Origin of the sequence: Boseongicola sp., assembly GCA_014075275.1 — a bacterium.
GTDB lineage: Bacteria > Pseudomonadota > Alphaproteobacteria > Rhodobacterales > Rhodobacteraceae.
This window is the reverse complement of record CP046179.1, coordinates 2,494,457-2,511,097: the sequence shown is the minus strand read 5'-3', so window position 1 is coordinate 2,511,097 and position 16,641 is coordinate 2,494,457. Positions and strand designations below refer to the sequence as shown.

The window sequence follows — 16,641 nt, the reverse complement described above, 5'->3', positions numbered from 1 at the left end:
CCCCACGAATCACGGAACATCTGCCAGGTGGCATATACGACATACTGTTTTTTTCTATACCACCCTGTCATTTCGGCTATGATCGACTGCACGGGGAGAATTAGCGTTGAAAAATAACACAAATTTGCCACTTGAGCTGTCTTCGCTTTTGGGGCGCGACCAAGAACTTTCCGAACTACGGGAGCACTTGGGCGACCGGCGATTCGTTACATTGGCTGGGCCGGGAGGAACCGGAAAGACAAGGTTGGCGAAGAAGGCGGCACGCGCTTGCGTCGAGAACTTTGCCGACGGGGTTTGGTTCATCGACCTGACCGGTGTGTTGCGTGATGCCGGTGTCGCTGGCGCTGTTTCGCGTGTGTTGGGAATCCTCGAAGAAGAAAACAGCGCGCTGTCAGAAACTATTGCCCGCCAATTGGCGGCGCAGAGGGTCCTTCTGGTTCTCGACAACTGTGAACAAGTTCTTGAAGGGTGCGCTGGGTTTGCTGAAACTATTCTTTCACAGGCCCCAGACGTACGCATTCTCGCGACCAGTCGCGAGCCACTTCACATTAGCGGTGAGTTTGTTCACCAAGTGGCACCACTGAACGTCGATGACGGTGTGGCGCTTTTCTTCGAACGAGCGAGGCAAGCGGGCTCAGTGTTGGGAACAAAAACTGTCATTGGACCCAGTGTCCGGCATATAGTTGAACGGCTCGATGGCGTGCCGCTTGCTATTGAACTTGCTGCTGCGAGAACATCAATGATGGGGCCAGATCAGATCCTTGCAGGTCTCGCCAGCCGATTTGACCTTTTGACCGGCGGTAGTCGGGATGCTTCCGTTCAGCACCGATCGCTTAGAGCGTCGGTTGCCTGGAGTTATGACCTAATGACGCCTGAAGAGCAGTCGCTGGGGCGCCAACTGTGTGTCTTGCGCGGGTTTACACTCGAAACGGCGACTGCGATCGGAGGGCAAGAAGGCAAAAGCGATCCCGCAACGCTCGACCTTCTTCAACGCCTTGTCGATATGTCGATTGTCCAAGTGGACCGAACAAAGAAGGAGCCACGCTTTCGGTTTTTGGAAACCGTGCGGGAGTTTCTGCTCGAAAAACTTGATGAAGCGGACGAGGCGTTTGCCGCCCGCACCGCGCATCTGACGCATTTTATAGATTTTGCGGAGTATCGTGCACAAAGGTTGATACTTGGCGATGGTCCTCAGTTGATGGCTCAAATTCAAACGGAATTCGACAATCTAGAAGACGCGCTCATTTTTGCGGAAAGCCACGACGACCCAATCCCCCTACTGAGGTTGTTGACTGCCCTTACGGGCTACTATGAAATCTGGGGCCAATACCAACACGGAATGCGATGGTTCGACATAGCGCTGGCGCGCGAAGATGCACCGGCAATTCTAACCGCACGTGCCCTTTGGGGGGCTTCGCACGTTTGTGCCTATGGTGGGCGAATGGATCTTGCCTTTCCGCGTGCTCAACAAGCCTTGGAAATGGCACAGGAGATTGGCGACACTTGGACGGAAGCCCGCGCGCTGGACATCATAGGGTTTGCTCAATCAGTTTCAGACCCCGCCGCGGCCTACGAGTCTCTGAGCACGTGCATTGAATTGGGCGGTCAAATCAATGACAGCTGGGCGGAAACCCACGGGATCAAGATCATCACTTCCGTGTACCTGTTCTCCCATGAAATCGCTGGTGGCAGCGTTTCAATCGAAAATGTTCTGACCGTCGCAGACAGGCACGAAAGTCGTTATTTACGGGCTTGGGCAAATGCCGTGAAGGGGTATTTCGCACGCGATTCAGGCGATCTGGACGCTGCTGAAGCCGCACTAAAAGTTTCGGTTGAGAATGCGGGCTATGTCGGTGACCCAGCCACTGGTGGATTTGCCCGGGCTTGGTCATCGGCACTAAAGGCCGACATGGGTCAGGTTGACGAGGCACGCAAGGAAATGCGCGCCATGATGCAGACCGCGACTGCGACCGGGACGTTTTTGGCCGTGCCGGAAACGATGTTCCAGCTTGGATTGATCGAGGTTGCCGACGGAAAACCCGAGGTAACGCGCGAGATGATCGGGGATCACGTCGAGGGACTGAAGTCCGCGGGAATTCCCGTATGGGCCGCCCAGCTAGCCCTGGCTTCTGCAGCGGCGCAGATCTCACTGTCGCGCTTCGACGAGGCCAGTGCCCTTCTGGATGACGCCAAAAGCATGGCCGCAAATCTCAATAATCCTTTTATTGATGGTATGAACCTGTATTTGAAAGGTCGCTTGGCTCTGGCGCGGGGTGACGCTGGTGAGGCCGAAATCTGTTTGCACTTAGCGCTGGAAACCCAGCGTGGTGCTGCGCTTTTGCCCGGATTACTGCGAACGATGGAGGCTATCTCTTCAATTCTGGTCGCAAAGGAAAAGCACGACGATGCCGCGCGGGTGCTTGCGTTCACGGATCGATCGCGAACTGATATGCAGTTGGTGCGTGGTTCGGTCGAAGATGCTGAGTGTGCGTCACTTTTGCACTCGATTCAAAATAAACTTGGCACCGACACGTTCAATGAATTAACGGAGCACGCGGCCAATTCGGACCTTGAAGAAATCATTGGACTGATCTCCCGTATGCGCGGCAAACGTGCCCGACCTCTTACAGGGTGGAACAGCTTGACACCAACCGAGCGGCGCGTGGTTGGTCTTGCAACAGAAGGCCTTTCAAATCCCCAGATCGCTGAGCGAATGTTTATCGCGCGTGGCACCGTAAAGGTTCATCTGTCGCACATCTATGAAAAGCTGGACGTGGCGTCTCGCACTCAACTTGCTGCAAAAGCCGTTGCTGAAGAGTTCGAAGCAGTTTGAATAAAGAATTAATGATACTCCGCCGCACTGTCGCAAGGAACGCGCAACCAGGTCCAGTATAGCCCGGCGTATTTTCGAAAGTGTCCGTCGTCAGGGTTTTGGGAACCAAGAGTTGCTTAAACAAGTAAAGAGTTTGGCTCGTCTGGTTGATGTTATTATGCGGCGCGCTGTCTGTGATGCAAGCGCCGCGTTTCGAGCGTCTTTCGTTTGATCCTTTCCCGTTGTCTTAGAATGGCTATGCGGCACGTTTTGCAGTTTCCGGGCCGAAAGTGTGCTTTATCTCGGCGACAAGGTCGGCAGGGAAGCCGCCTTCTTTTGCATGGCGATAAATTTCGTCGGCGTTGTCAGCTTCATGCACACAATACAGCTTGTCTCCTGCAGCATAGGTGTGATGCCAGACATAAGGGATTCCCAGCCCGTCAACGACCTCGTTGGACTTGGCTGAGATATCGCAAAGTTCTTCTTTGGTCAGTTTATCCGCACCGGGGATGTTCCGTTCGACGATGAATTTGGGCATTGTGATCTCCTTTGTTTTTGAATGCATTAACCATGGCCCACAGGGCTCATATTTGGACAGTTCAAGAATTGAAGCGACTCTGCTTCACATTATGAAGTGGCCAGATTTGAGGTACATTCGTAAGCTGACTTCAAAGGAGGACAGTCCATGCGCAATAGACCTTACGGATTGATTTGCCCGATCTCACACGCCTGCGAAGTTCTTGAACCGCGCTGGACTATTCCAATCCTGACTGAAATGTGGGGCGGCGCGACTCGTTTTAACGATATACGGCGAGGTGTCGGCAACATCTCGACAGCGCTCTTGTCCCGGCGTTTGAAAGAGCTTGTCGAACAGGGATTGATCGAGAGAATTGAAGACCCTGCCACCGGCAAGGTCGAATATATCAGAACGCAACGCGGCATTGACCTTGAACCCGTTCTGGATGCCATGGGAAAATGGGCCCAGTGTAATATCCAGGCAAAGGAGGCATTGGGAAACCTGACCGTCTCGAAACTGATGTGGCAGATGCGAAACTACATCGATCCAGAACAGCTTCCCAACCGCCAGCTGGTTTTTCAATTTCGGTTCACCGACCCAGACTTGGAGTATAGCAAATACTGGGCGCTGATCCGGCCCGGTTTTCCGATTGAAATTTGCGTAACGGCTCCAAGTAGCGAGATCGACCTCTTTATCGAAACAAACTGTATGTCTCTGTCTTCCATCATTCTAAGCCGTACGACTATCGCGCGAGAACTGGAAGAGGGCCGACTGTTCCTCAGCGGCGACGCGATGCTCTCGCGTACGATGGACCGGTGGTTTTACCAGCGGACAAAAGAAAATCCCTCTGAAGTGCTTCAACTTTCAGATAGCTATTTCGAAGAAGCCATTCTGGCTTAGGGCGCCGCTGAATAGGAAAATAATGTCTGCTCTGGGCTCAAAGCGGACATTCGCTGCAGTGGAAATTGAACTTGCCGAACCAACAACTGCATCCAACTTAACTCCGTAAATCCCCGCCGACGACGCTCGTCGTCGCTTTCAGGTCTGCAGTGGCCACAAACGCTCAACGCCTATTGCCGCCGCGCGCGGCTTCGTTAAGATACGCAAAACGCCCTAATTGCGAGACGCATTCATGTCTGACACAGCTGCGACAATCGGCAACCCGCCGCCTGAGACCGAAATCGTTACATCGTCCAGAGTTGCCTGTGACGGAGGTGAAGGGGCTTTGGGGCATCCGCGTGTCTGGTTGTTGATTGATCCGAAAGACGGTTGGGTCGAGTGTGGCTATTGCGATAAGCGGTTTGAGTTGGCCGAGGGCTAGGGCTTCGGGCAAGCAAATGTCGGCTGCGGCTGGGTTGGACTTTCATCAATTTCAGCACGGCGCACCGCTTTGGCGGGGGCAAATTTGTACGCGCGCAAATTTGTACGCGCGCAAATTTTAATCAAATTTAATTAATGCGTTTCAAATCGTTAACGGGCGAGGGGGCTGGACAGATATTCACCCGGATTTGACAGATTCTCTTTGAGTTGACGCCGCGCACCGCTTGACTTCCGCCGGTTTAGCCCGAGACTTGCGCGCACAGAAAAAAACTATGGGGAGATTCGAATGGCACTTCGCCAAACACTTCTTGCGGCTTCGGCTTTGGCCCTGATCGCTGGTGCATCGTCTGCAGAGACATTGCGCTGGGCACGGGCAGGCGACGCCCTGACACTTGATCCACATGCCCAGAACGAGGGTCCAACCTCGGCTTTGGGGCATCAGATCATGGAGACTCTGGTCATGCGCGACATGTCCGGTGCGATGGTTCCAAACCTGGCTACAGAATGGGGGCCGTCGGCCTCTAATCCGAATGTTTGGACATTTAAGCTGCGCGAAGGTGTGACCTTCCACGATGGTGCTGCGTTTGACAGCGAAGACGTGGTGTTCAGCCTGAAACGCGCAATGACGCCGGATTCGGACTATAAAGAATTGCTGGCATCAGTTGTGGATGTGCGCGCCGCTGGTTCGCATATGGTTGAGATTGAGACCAATGGTCCAAACCCGATCATGGCCAACAACCTGACCAACATGTTCATTATGGATAAAGACTGGGCCGAGGCGAACAACGCCGCGAAGGTTCAGGACTTTGAAGGTGGTGAGGATACGTTTGCGGCCAAAAATGCCAACGGCACCGGCCCGTATAAACTGATCAGCCGTGAACCTGACGTGCGCACTGTACTTGAAGCGAACGAAAACTATTGGGGCAAAGATGAGTTCCCGATGCAGGTGACACGTATCGAGTATACGCCGATCCAAAACGCAGCAACTCGCGTCGCGGCGCTGTTGTCTGGCGAAGTTGACTTCATTCAGGACGTTCCTGTGCAGGATTTGGCCCGTGTGGCCGGAGCCGATGGTCTGGAAGTGCGCACTGCACCTCAGAACCGGGTGATCTTTTTCGGTATGAACATGGGTGATGCGGATCTGGCCAACGACAATGTTGATGGCAAGAATCCGTTTGCTGATGTTCGTGTTCGAGAGGCGATGAACCTGGCGATCAACCGCGATGCGATCAAGCAGGTGGTTATGCGGGACCAGTCGGCACCTGCTGGCATGATTGCGCCTCCGTTCGTGAACGGTTGGACGGCTGAGCTGGACGGTGCGTCGAAGACTGACGTTGATCGTGCGAAGGCCCTGATGGCTGAAGCCGGTTACGGCGACGGTTTCTCGATCCAGCTGGATTGTCCGAACGACCGCTACATCAATGATGAAGCGATCTGTCAGGCGTCTGTTGGTATGCTGGCGCAAATCGGTGTGTCTGTGAATCTGGATGCCAAGCCTAAGGCCCAGCACTTCCCACTGATCAACAACCTGCAGACCGACTTCTATATGCTGGGTTGGGGTGTTCCGACATATGACTCGGAATACGTCTTCAACTTCCTGGCGCACACCAAGGGTGAGAAGTATGGTTCGTGGAACGGCACGCGCTATTCCAACCCTGATCTGGATGCGACGATTGTAGCATTGGCTTCTGAGACAGACCTTGAGAAGCGCAATGGCATGATCGCTGACATCTGGGCAGTCGTTCAGGCCGAAAAGCTGTATATCCCGATTCACCACCAGGTGTTGAACTGGGGCATGGCAAGCAACGTTGGAACGATTGTTGCACCTGACGACACTGCAAAGTTCAAATACTTCACTTTGAACTAATGGCGATAAAATATAGCGATAACGGGGCCTTATGGCCCCGTTATCTATTTCGGAGCCCAGAAAAAGCTATAATTTTAAAAGATTTTTCTGGACAATTGCTCAAAACACGCCACGTCTGAAGCGGGGGAATGGATTAGAGAGGCGGTGGTTTCATCGCCTTTAATGTTGATTCCCTTGCTGGAGGGTTTCGATTTTGATGTCTACCCCGAATAACCCCGATTTAAGTTTCAATTTAAGTGATTTAGGCCTTTTAGATGGTCGTGCCGACCGTGAAATAGCGATTATCGTTCGAAACGCTGCGTTGATCTTGCGCGTTCCAACAGTGACCTTCTTTGTCGAGGACCGGAACGCCGCGCGACTGTTTTTGCGGGCGTATTCAGGCTGGAATCAGGCTTATCGCATCCCCGATGAGTTACCTTTGAGGGGTTCGTTAACGGCAGAAGTAGTCGAGTCAGGTGAATCCACGATGCTGATCGACCTGGTTCGGGGCGGGGAATTCGCGACCACTCCCGAAGTATGTCTGCTGTCGGCCGGCAGTTTTTTGGCAGTGCCGGTTGCCGGGCCGGCCGGAGAAACTATTGGTGTGATGGCAGCGTTTACTCGTGAGCCACAGCGATGGTCTCATACTGACAAGGCGGAATTGATGGATCAGGCGCATCTTCTGTCACGGCATATTCTGCTGAAGGCTTCGCTTCAGACGCTGAAGTTCGTGAGCCGAGAGAGAGTCTTGCACCGGAGTGCCAACAGGATTCCGATCTGAGCGCCGTTCACATTAACTTGAGTTGTGATAAGTCGTAGTTATCTGTCGTTCTAAGAACAGAGCCGACGGTCATAGTGCCGTGCGGCAAACCGGGAGAAACAAACATGAAAAAATCATTGATGATGTCAGCAGCAGTTGCGCTCTTGGCGAGCGGTGCAACTGCCGCTGAATTCAAATGGGCCGGGACAACCGATCCGCAGACCATGGACCCCCATGCAGTGAATTCGGCGCCTGTGCTGGGGTTTTTGAACAACGTCTATGAGGGCCTTGTACGGCGCGGCAAAGACATGGCGATCGAGCCTGCTTTGGCCACCGGCTGGGAGCCGATTGGCGAGGGCGAGGGATGGCGGTTCACGTTGCGCCAGGGTGTGACGTTCCATGATGGCGCAGCGTTCAATGCCGATGACGTGGTGTTTTCGTATCAGCGCGCCTCGGCTGAGGAATCGGATACGCGGTCTTGGTTCGCGCCCGTCAGCAACGTGGTGAAAGTGGATGATTACACCGTCGACATTCTGACCAATGCACCGAACCCAATTTTCCCTGACAGCATTGCCAACTGGATGATGATGGACAGTGGCTGGGCGGCGGCGAACAACGCCGAGTGCCCGGATAAAGAGAACGGCAACTATGCCACGCTGAACGCCAACGGCACGGCGGCCTTTATGGTCACCGAACGTGAGCCCGGGCTGCGGACGGTTCTGGAGCCGTTCGGTGGCTGGTGGGGTGATGCAGAGCACAACATCACCTCGGCTGAGTTTACGCCGATCCAAAACCCGGCAACTGCTGTTGCGGCCCTGTTGTCCGGCGACATTGATCTGATTAATCCTGTGCCTATTCAGGATGCTGCACGCTTGTCGGGCAGCGATTCTGTGAAGGTTATTCAGGGCATCGAGGCACGTGTGATCATGTTGGGCTTCACCCATGAGGCGGACATGCTGAAATACGGCGCAAGTGCCGATCAGCCGAACCCGTTCAAGGATGTGCGGGTGCGCGAGGCCATTGCCAAGGCTGTGAACGTGCCAGCGATCTTGCAGACGATCATGCGTGGCAACGCTGAAGCGGCCAGCCAGTTGGTCAGCCCGGCGATGCGCGGGTTCTCGGACGCCAATGCGGCACCAAATGCCCTTGATGTCGATGGTGCCAAGGCGCTGTTGGCCGAGGCGGGTTATGCCGATGGGTTCGGTTTCGGTCTGAAGTGCCCGAATAACCGCTATCTGAATGACGAGGCGGTGTGTCAGGCAGTGACTGGCATGTTGGCCCAGATTGGGATCACGGCTGAGCTGGATGCGATGCCGGTCAGCAATTACTGGCCAGAGCTACGGGCCGATAACTTTGACATGTATCTCTTGGGCTGGTCACCGGGCACGTTTGACCACGAGCATCCGATCCGCTTTTTGGCCTCGACCCCGAATGCAGAGAAGAAGCTGGGATCGTGGAACTTTGGCGCCTATTCGAATGCGCGTGTTGATGAATTGTTGCCAATGATCCAGTCGGAGTTGGATGATGGCAAGCGTCAGGCGATGCTGGACGAAGTCACGTCGCTTTATCAGGGCGAGCATGCCTATGTGCCGCTATATGTGCAGCCGTTGGTTTGGGGTGCGCAGGCGAATATCGATCTGACGCAGCGCCCGGATAACTTCTTTATCCTGCGCTGGGTGACGGTGAACTAAGACGGGATTGCGCCCCGGGCTGTGCCCGGGGCGCGGTAGGTGGGGGACGCTGTCCCCCACACCCCCTGGGATATTTATGGGCCAGTAATGAGGCCAGAGAATTGGGATCGCGCGGGTTGCGCGGTCCTATTTGCGTCGGGGGTCTGAAGGGTAGGTGCCCAGGACTTTGATCTCGGATGTGAAGTAGTCGAGCTCTTCCATGGCGCGCTGGACGTTTTCGTCGTCGGGGTGACCTTCGATATCGGCATAAAACTGCGTGGCTGAGAACGAGCCATCCACCATATAGCTTTCCAGTTTGGTCATGTTGACGCTGTTGGTGGCGAAACCGCCCATGGCTTTATAAAGCGCGGCTGGCAGGTTGCGGACCCGGAAAACGAAGGTGGTGACCATAACCTCGCCCCGGCGTGTGAGGTCGGGTTTCGGGGCCATGACGAGGAAACGCGTGGTGTTGTGGTCGTTGTCTTCGATATTTCGTGCAAGGACGTTGAGGCCATAGACTTCGCCAGCGAGTTCGGAGGCCAGCGCGGCATCGGATTTGATGCCAGCTTCTGCAACATCGCGGGCGGCGCGGGCGTTGTCGGGGCTGACCGCGCCATGGATATCATGTTTGCGCAGGAAACTTGAGCACTGGGGCAGTAGCACCAGATGCGAATAGGCGGTCCTGATGTCGTCGAGATAGGCGCCTGGCACCGCCAGAAGGTTGATATGCACGCGCACGAAGGCTTCTTCGATGATGTGCAGATTGCTTTCCGGCAGGAGGCGGTGGATGTCGGCGACCCGGCCATAGGTCGTGTTTTCCACCGGCAGCATGGCGAGATCGGCTTTGCCCGTTTGAACCGCTTCGATCACGTCTTCGAAGGTGCGACAGGGCAGCGGTTCATGGTCGGGTCGGGTCTCGCGGCAGGCCTGGTGTGAGTAGGCTCCGAGTTCTCCCTGGAAGGCGATACGTCCGGTCATGGCGTGTTTTCCATCGTCTCTGCGGCAAAAAGGGCGTTTGGTCGCGGGTGTTATCTCTTGAAGGTTACGAGGGGAAGCGGATAGATAGCCGTTAAACATCGAAGGATCTGGACGCGACATGTTCGACACTATGACATTGACGAAGATCGTGGGCGGCTTTTGCGGCGCTTTCCTGGTTTTCCTGCTGGGCGGGTTTGCAGCTGAGTTCATTTACCACGAAGCCGAGCATCACGACGGTGAGCATCATCAGGCCTATACCATAGACACCGGCGATCACGGTGGCGGCGAAGAAGTGGCCGAAGTGCCATTTGCCGAGGTCTACGCCATGGCGGATGCAGGTTCGGGCGAGCGGTTGTTCCGCCAGTGTCAGGCCTGTCACAAGGTGGATGATGGTGCCAATGGAACGGGACCTCATCTGTTTGGTGTCGTGGGCCGCGACGTGGGTGTTATCGATGGGTATGCCTATTCTGGTGCAATGGCCGCATTTGGCGGGGCCTGGACGCCCGAGGCGTTGAGCGAATTTCTGACCAGCCCGTCCGGATACCTGGATGGAACCAAGATGAACTATCGTGGCATGGGTGACGCTGAAGATCGCGCGAACCTGATTGCCTGGCTGGATAGTCTGGACGGCTGAGTCCTGAACAACACATCACGGGTTGTTGCGACCTGAATCGAAGGCTGGGCGTTGCGCCCGGCCTTTTTTCTGCGCACGCTTCATTCACTAATTGTTCAGAGGCATTGCATTGAACGTTAGACAATTAGATTTTTAGCTACAATTAGTTGGTTTAAGCTATCGGTAAGAAGACGATGAATGGAGGAGACGCCAGATGACGCCACGCCGTGAAAAGGCATTAGCCCAGAGAATTGAGAGCCGAATACCGGCTTTGCCGCTGATGTGGGCTCTTGGATTGGGGTTGGGGGTTGCGGCGACGCTGGCCGCTGGATCACTGGCGCGGGCGGATAGTCACGAGGCGGTGACAGTGACCCATGCCTATTCGAATTTTGGTGAGGTGAAATACGGGCCGGATTTTACACATCTGGATTATGTGAACCCCGATGCGCCCAAGGGTGGGGAAATCAGCACCTGGGCGCAGGGGAACTTTGACAGTTTCAACAACTACACGCGCAAGGGTGTGGCAGGCACCGGCATGGGCCTGATGTATGAAAGCATTCTGGTCGGTACCGCAGACGATCCATATGGAACATACTGCTACCTCTGTACGACGATGGAATACCCCGAAAGTCGCGACTGGGTTATATTCAATCTGCGCGATGATGTGACGTTTTCTGACGGCACTCCAATGGATGCTGGCGATGTCAAGTTTACCCATGATCTGTTCATGGAGCAGGGATTGCCGGAATATGTGAACGTGGTGCGGGGCTTTGTGGATTCGGTTGAATTATTGGGCACGCACCGGATCAAATTCATCTTTGCTGATGAAGCGCCACGTCGGGAAGTGATTTCGTTTGCTGGCGGTGGATCGACCGTGTTCTCAGAGGCGTGGTTCACAGAGACCGGTGCGCGTATTGATGACAGCACGCTGGAGCCATTTTTAGGCACGGGTGCTTATGTTGTCGAAAGTTTCGATGTCGGTCGACAGATCATTTATGGACGCAATCCGAATTTTTGGGGCGCAGATCACCCATTCAACGTTGGTCAGAATAACTTTGACCGTATCAGGTATGAATATTTCGCCGATAGCTCGGCGGCCTTAGAGGCATTCAAAGCTGGGGAGTATACCTTCCGAAATGAGAATTCATCGAAGGATTGGGCAACGGGTTATGATTTCCCCGGAGTGACCGATGGCTCGGTGATCAAGACCGAAATCAAGGATGGTAGCATCGGCAACGCGCAATCCTATGTGTTCAATTTACGCCGCGAAAAATGGCAGGATCGGCGGGTACGCGAAGCGATTGGGATGATGTTCAATTTTGAGTGGTCCAACGAGTCGCTGTTCTTTGGGTTGTATGAGCGTGTGAATTCGTTCTGGGAGAACTCGCCATTGGAAGCGTCCGGGCCGCCTTCTGCAGCGGAGATCGAGATATTGCAGCCGCTGGTGGATGGGAGTTTGCTGGACGCGTCCATCCTGACGGATCAAGCTCTGATGGCACCAACCAGCGGCCCCCGCAGCTTTGACAGGCGTAATCTTCGCAGGGCTTCGGCGCTGTTGGACGATGCCGGTTGGATCATTGGCGATGATGGTATCCGCCGCAAGGATGGTGAAGTTCTGGACTTGGTTATCTTGTCGTTCAGCCCAGCTTTTGATCGCATTCATAATCCCTATATCGAAAATCTGACGCGGCTTGGGGTCCAGGCCAAATTGGAACGGGTGGACATTTCTCAATATATCGACCGACGCAGGACGGCGGATTACGATATGGTCAACCATACGTTTGGTATGGGGTTGCAGCCGGGGTTTGGTCTGCGCCAGTGGTATGGGTCAGAAACGGCTGAAGACAGTTCTCGCAACTTGATGGGACTGCAAAACGAGGCTGTAGATCGGCTGTTGCAACCCGTCATTGATGCAAAGACTTTGGACGAGCTGACATCGGCGACACACGCATTGGACAGGGTTCTACGCGCCGAGTTGTTCTGGGTTCAGCAGTGGTTCAAAGATGTTCATACGATTGCGTATTACGATATGTATCGCCACCCCGAGACCATCCCTCCACTTGGGTTGGGTCAGTTTAGCTGGTGGTGGCACGACCCCGAGGCAGAGGCCGCGTTACGAGCGGCTGGCAGTCTGTAAGCGAGAGCCGGGGCCATGGGCGCATATATCCTTCGGCGGTTGTTGCTGATCATTCCGACCCTGTTCGGGATCATGATCATCAACTTTACGCTGACGCAGTTTGTGCCCGGTGGTCCGATCGAGCAGATCATCGCCAATATGGAAGGCACGGGCGATGTGTTCGAGTCGATTTCGGGCGGGGGCGGTGAGACGTTCGAGGCGGCGGATGACAACGGCTATATTGGCGGGCGTGGTCTGCCCCAAGAGTTCATCGAAGAATTGGAGCGCGAGTTTGGCTTTGATAAGCCAGCGCATATTCGTTTCGCGCAAATGATATGGAATTACCTCAGGTTTGATTTTGGCGAGAGTTATTTCCGCTCGATTTCAGTGATCGATTTGGTGGCAGAGAAATTGCCGGTGTCGATCACGCTGGGGCTTTGGTCAACGGTGATTGCCTATATCGTCTCGATCCCGCTGGGCATTCGCAAGGCGGTTAAGGACGGCAGCAGTTTTGATACCTGGACCAGCGGGCTGATCATTGTGGCCTATGCGATACCGGGCTTTTTGTTCGCGATCATGTTGTTGGTGGTCTTTGCGGGCGGGTCGTATTTCCAGTGGTTCCCGTTACGTGGGCTGACCTCGGACAATTTTGAAGACCTGTCTGCCTTGGGCAAGGTGGGCGATTACTTCTGGCACATCACACTGCCGGTTTTGGCGTCCTCGATCTCAGGATTTGCGACGCTGACATTGCTGACGAAGAATAGTTTTCTGGATGAGATCAAAAAGCAATATGTGGTGACGGCGAAGGCCAAGGGGTTGTCAGAGCAACGGGTTTTGTATGGTCACGTGTTCCGTAACGCGATGCTGATTGTGATCGCCGGATTTCCGGCCGTGTTCATCGGGGTGTTCTTCGGCGGGTCTCTGATTATCGAGACGTTGTTCTCGTTGGACGGGCTGGGGCGGCTTGGGTTTGAGGCGGCGGTGGCGCGGGATTATCCGGTGATTTTTGGGACGCTGTTTGCATTCGGGCTTTTGGGGCTGGTTGTCGGGATCCTGTCGGACCTGATGTATGTATTCGTCGATCCGCGTATCGACTTTGAAAAGCGGGAGGTGTGACGATGGCCATGCCTGATCCCGCACTTGAGCCTGCAGCGCCGGGCACAGTGGAGCCGACGGAAGATCGTAAGAAGCCGCGTTTGTCGCCGTTAAATCAGCGACGGTGGCGGAATTTCACGCGGAACCGTCGGGCCTATTGGTCCTTGATCATCTTCTGCTTTCTGTTCGGGTTGAGCCTGTTCGCCGAGTTTCTGGCCAACGACAAGCCGATCCTGGTGAAGCACAACGGCGAATATTACATGCCGATCTTCAACTTTTACCCTGAAACCGCGTTCGGTGGCGATTTCGCCGGGAAAACCGAATATGCCTATGAGGACGTGCAGTGTCTGATCATCACGGGCGGTGATCAGGAGTGTTACGACGATCCAGAAGGTATGTTGGCGCAAGCCGAAACCGGGGTTGTAAACGGGCAAGAGATTGATCGCGGATGGCTGCTGTGGCCGCCGATCCGCTATCACTACAAAACCATCGTGGATAAGCCGGGGGCGGCGCCGGGGCCGCCGGACAGCCTGAACTGGCTGGGAACCGATGACACCAAGCGCGATGTGGTGGCGAGGGTGATTTACGGGTTTCGGTTGTCGATCCTGTTTACTCTTATCGTGACTGTTGCCGGCAGCGTTCTGGGAATAATCGCGGGCGCAGTTCAGGGGTATTTCGGCGGCTGGCTGGACCTGATTTTCCAGCGGTTGCTGGAGATCTGGAGTTCGACGCCGTCGCTTTATGTGATCATCATCATGTTCGCGATCTTCGGGCGAAGTTTCTGGATGTTGGTGTTTTTGACCGTTTTGTTCGGTTGGCCAGCGTTGACGGGTGTGGTGCGGGCCGAATTCCTGCGGGCGCGAAACTTTGAGTATGTTCGGGCCGCGCGGGCATTGGGGGTTTCCAATTCCACGATCATGTTCCGGCACATGCTGCCGAACGCCATGGTCGCAACGCTGACCCTGCTACCGTTCATTATCACAGGTGCAATCGGCGGGTTGGCGGCGTTGGATTTTCTGGGCTACGGGTTGCCGTCTTCGGCGCCGTCTTTGGGTGAGCTGACATTGCAGGCCAAGCAGAATTTGCAGGCGCCCTGGCTGGCATTCACCGCGTTTTTTACCTTTGCGATCATGCTGTCGCTGCTGGTCTTTGTCTTTGAGGGCGTCAGGGATGCCTTTGATCCCAGGAAGACGTTCGAATGAATGACGTTCTTCTTCAGGTGCGCGATCTGAACGTGCGATTTCGTCAGGACGGGGCGGTGACCCATGCGGTTCGGGACGTGAGTTTTGAGTTGGCGAAGGGTGAGACATTGGCGCTGGTGGGGGAGTCGGGGTCCGGGAAATCTGTGACAGCCTTGTCGACGGTTTCCTTGTTGCCGGACAGCGCAGAGATTTCCGGTTCGGTCACCTATGACGGGGCCGAAATGGTGGGGGCTGATGAGGCCGAACTTCGTCGGGTCCGGGGCAATGACATCAGCTTTATTTTTCAGGAGCCGATGACCTCGCTGAACCCACTGCATACGATTGAAAAGCAATTGGCCGAGGCGGTGGCTTTGCATCAGGGTTTGCGCGGAGAAGAGGCGCAGGCACGAATTATTGAATTGCTGGAGCAGGTCGGTATACCCGATCCGGCCAGTCGGTTGTCGGCCTATCCGCATCAATTGTCGGGCGGGCAGCGGCAGCGGGTAATGATCGCCATGGCGCTTGCCAATGGGCCGGAATTGCTGATTGCGGATGAGCCGACGACGGCGCTGGACGTGACCATTCAGGCGCAGATTTTGGAGCTGTTGGCCGAGCTGCAGCAGAAGCTGGGCATGTCGATGTTGTTCATCACCCATGATCTGGGGATCGTGCGCAAGTTCGCCGACCGGGTTTGTGTGATGAAGGATGGTGAGATTGTAGAGCGCGGCGAGACCCGCGAGATCTTTGGCAACCCGCAGCACGCCTATACTCAGACATTGCTGTCAGCGGAATCGACAGGCGTGCCGGATCCGGTGGCGGGGGATGCTGAAGTGATTGCGGAAACGGATGCTTTGCGCATTTGGTTTCCCATTCAGGCAGGTTTGTTGAAGCGCACGGTGGGGCATATCAAGGCGGTGAATGCTGCAACATTTTCCGTGCGTGCGGGCGAAACCGTTGGCATCGTGGGCGAGTCGGGTTCGGGCAAGACCACGCTGGCGCTGGCGATCATGCGGCTGATTTCGTCGGAAGGGCCGGTCACGTTCTTGGGGCGCAATATTCAGGGGCTTTCTTCGAAGGCAGTGCGACCGTTGCGGGCCGATATGCAGATCGTATTTCAGGATCCTTTTGGATCCTTGAGCCCGCGGATGACGGCGGAGGAGATAATCTCGGAAGGGTTGACGGTTCATCCTGTCGACGAAGGCCGCGATCGACGTGAAATGGTCGCCGAGATCATGGGTGAAGTCGGGTTGGACCCGGTGATGATGCACCGTTATCCCCACGAGTTTTCCGGTGGTCAGCGGCAGCGGATTGCAATTGCGCGGGCGATGATCCTGCGTCCGAAGCTGGTGGTGTTGGACGAGCCGACGAGCGCCTTGGACATGACGGTGCAGGTGCAGATCGTCGAATTGCTGCGCGATTTACAGAAGAAATACGGGTTGGCCTATCTGTTTATTTCCCACGATCTGAAGGTGGTGCGGGCATTGTCACACAAGGTGATGGTGATGAAACAGGGCGATGTCGTGGAAGCCGGGGATGCGAGCCAGATTTTTGATGCGCCGCAGACGGATTATACGCGCGCACTGATGGCGGCAGCGTTTGAGGTGAAGGCGGTTTCCTGAATTCGGTTTCGCCGACTTGCGTCGTCGAGGGAGGCCATCGTCAAAACCAGCATCTGAAATCGCTGTCTCTCACCTGCGGTTCGAACGCGATTTCTGATATTTGATCTTTTTGAT

General features: G+C 55.1%; 13 protein-coding genes. 11 read left to right on the top strand and 2 right to left on the bottom strand.

Going from position 1 to position 16,641, the window contains the following annotated elements:
• The first annotated feature begins 106 nt into the window (after positions 1 to 106).
• Positions 107 to 2,833, top strand: a complete 2,727-nt coding sequence (locus GKR98_12610; protein ID QMU58958.1) for a hypothetical protein — start codon at positions 107 to 109, stop codon at positions 2,831 to 2,833.
• A 235-nt stretch (positions 2,834 to 3,068) separates the two neighbouring features.
• Here the strand turns inward: GKR98_12610 and GKR98_12605 are convergent, their stop codons facing one another.
• The gene (locus GKR98_12605; protein QMU58957.1) at positions 3,069 to 3,350 is read right to left on the bottom strand and encodes a DUF4242 domain-containing protein; all 282 of its coding nucleotides are present in this window, start codon (positions 3,348 to 3,350) and stop codon (positions 3,069 to 3,071) included.
• Between the two features lie 147 nt (positions 3,351 to 3,497).
• On the opposite strand from GKR98_12605, the gene GKR98_12600 reads away from it, so the two are divergent.
• The 5 genes from GKR98_12600 to GKR98_12580 all read left to right on the top strand — a co-directional run bounded on the left by GKR98_12600 (position 3,498) and on the right by GKR98_12580 (position 8,946).
• Complete coding sequence (locus GKR98_12600) at positions 3,498 to 4,229, top strand: transcriptional regulator (GenBank protein ID QMU58956.1); 732 nt, start codon at positions 3,498 to 3,500, stop codon at positions 4,227 to 4,229.
• Between the two features lie 232 nt (positions 4,230 to 4,461).
• A complete protein-coding gene (locus GKR98_12595; GenBank protein QMU58955.1) occupies positions 4,462 to 4,650 on the top strand; it encodes a zinc-finger domain-containing protein in 189 nt (62 codons plus the stop codon).
• 285 nt (positions 4,651 to 4,935) lie between these two features.
• Positions 4,936 to 6,516 (top strand): ABC transporter substrate-binding protein, encoded by a 1,581-nt coding sequence (locus tag GKR98_12590; GenBank protein QMU58954.1) that lies wholly within the window; start codon positions 4,936 to 4,938, stop codon positions 6,514 to 6,516.
• 196 nt (positions 6,517 to 6,712) lie between these two features.
• Positions 6,713 to 7,276: a GAF domain-containing protein gene (locus GKR98_12585; protein ID QMU58953.1), complete on the top strand. Its 564-nt coding sequence runs from the start codon at positions 6,713 to 6,715 to the stop codon at positions 7,274 to 7,276.
• Positions 7,277 to 7,380: 104 nt separating this feature from the next.
• The gene (locus GKR98_12580) at positions 7,381 to 8,946 is read left to right on the top strand and encodes an ABC transporter substrate-binding protein (GenBank protein QMU58952.1); all 1,566 of its coding nucleotides are present in this window, start codon (positions 7,381 to 7,383) and stop codon (positions 8,944 to 8,946) included.
• A 126-nt stretch (positions 8,947 to 9,072) separates the two neighbouring features.
• Here the strand turns inward: GKR98_12580 and GKR98_12575 are convergent, their stop codons facing one another.
• Positions 9,073 to 9,903, bottom strand: a complete 831-nt coding sequence (locus GKR98_12575; protein ID QMU58951.1) for a prephenate dehydratase — start codon at positions 9,901 to 9,903, stop codon at positions 9,073 to 9,075.
• A gap of 118 nt (positions 9,904 to 10,021) precedes the next feature.
• Between GKR98_12575 and GKR98_12570 the strand changes: the two genes are divergently transcribed.
• From GKR98_12570 to GKR98_12550, 5 genes are all read left to right on the top strand, one after another.
• Entirely contained in the window at positions 10,022 to 10,537 is a 516-nt protein-coding gene (locus tag GKR98_12570) for a c-type cytochrome (GenBank protein ID QMU58950.1), read from the top strand.
• Positions 10,538 to 10,730: 193 nt separating this feature from the next.
• Positions 10,731 to 12,653 carry an ABC transporter substrate-binding protein gene (locus GKR98_12565; GenBank protein ID QMU58949.1) on the top strand — a complete coding sequence of 641 codons (1,923 nt, stop codon included), beginning with the start codon at positions 10,731 to 10,733 and terminating at the stop codon, positions 12,651 to 12,653.
• A 15-nt stretch (positions 12,654 to 12,668) separates the two neighbouring features.
• Complete coding sequence (gene yejB / locus GKR98_12560) at positions 12,669 to 13,748, top strand: microcin C ABC transporter permease YejB (GenBank protein QMU58948.1); 1,080 nt, start codon at positions 12,669 to 12,671, stop codon at positions 13,746 to 13,748.
• Positions 13,749 to 13,750: 2 nt separating this feature from the next.
• Positions 13,751 to 14,929, top strand: coding sequence for an ABC transporter permease subunit (locus tag GKR98_12555; GenBank protein ID QMU58947.1), 1,179 nt, complete (start codon positions 13,751 to 13,753; stop codon positions 14,927 to 14,929).
• Positions 14,926 to 16,527 (top strand): dipeptide ABC transporter ATP-binding protein, encoded by a 1,602-nt coding sequence (locus GKR98_12550; GenBank protein QMU58946.1) that lies wholly within the window; start codon positions 14,926 to 14,928, stop codon positions 16,525 to 16,527. The genes GKR98_12555 and GKR98_12550 overlap by 4 nt, the downstream gene beginning before the upstream one ends.
• Positions 16,528 to 16,641 lie beyond the last annotated feature (114 nt).

Coding starts and splice junctions, on each gene's coding strand:
- GKR98_12605 (QMU58957.1), bottom strand. CDS start 3,350: ATGCCCAAATTCATCGTCGAACGGAACATCCCCGGTGCGGATAAACTG.
- GKR98_12600 (QMU58956.1), top strand. CDS start 3,498: ATGCGCAATAGACCTTACGGATTGATTTGCCCGATCTCACACGCCTGC.
- GKR98_12595 (QMU58955.1), top strand. CDS start 4,462: ATGTCTGACACAGCTGCGACAATCGGCAACCCGCCGCCTGAGACCGAA.
- GKR98_12590 (QMU58954.1), top strand. CDS start 4,936: ATGGCACTTCGCCAAACACTTCTTGCGGCTTCGGCTTTGGCCCTGATC.
- GKR98_12585 (QMU58953.1), top strand. CDS start 6,713: ATGTCTACCCCGAATAACCCCGATTTAAGTTTCAATTTAAGTGATTTA.
- GKR98_12580 (QMU58952.1), top strand. CDS start 7,381: ATGAAAAAATCATTGATGATGTCAGCAGCAGTTGCGCTCTTGGCGAGC.
- GKR98_12575 (QMU58951.1), bottom strand. CDS start 9,903: ATGACCGGACGTATCGCCTTCCAGGGAGAACTCGGAGCCTACTCACAC.
- GKR98_12570 (QMU58950.1), top strand. CDS start 10,022: ATGTTCGACACTATGACATTGACGAAGATCGTGGGCGGCTTTTGCGGC.
- GKR98_12565 (QMU58949.1), top strand. CDS start 10,731: ATGACGCCACGCCGTGAAAAGGCATTAGCCCAGAGAATTGAGAGCCGA.
- yejB (QMU58948.1), top strand. CDS start 12,669: ATGGGCGCATATATCCTTCGGCGGTTGTTGCTGATCATTCCGACCCTG.
- GKR98_12555 (QMU58947.1), top strand. CDS start 13,751: ATGGCCATGCCTGATCCCGCACTTGAGCCTGCAGCGCCGGGCACAGTG.
- GKR98_12550 (QMU58946.1), top strand. CDS start 14,926: ATGAATGACGTTCTTCTTCAGGTGCGCGATCTGAACGTGCGATTTCGT.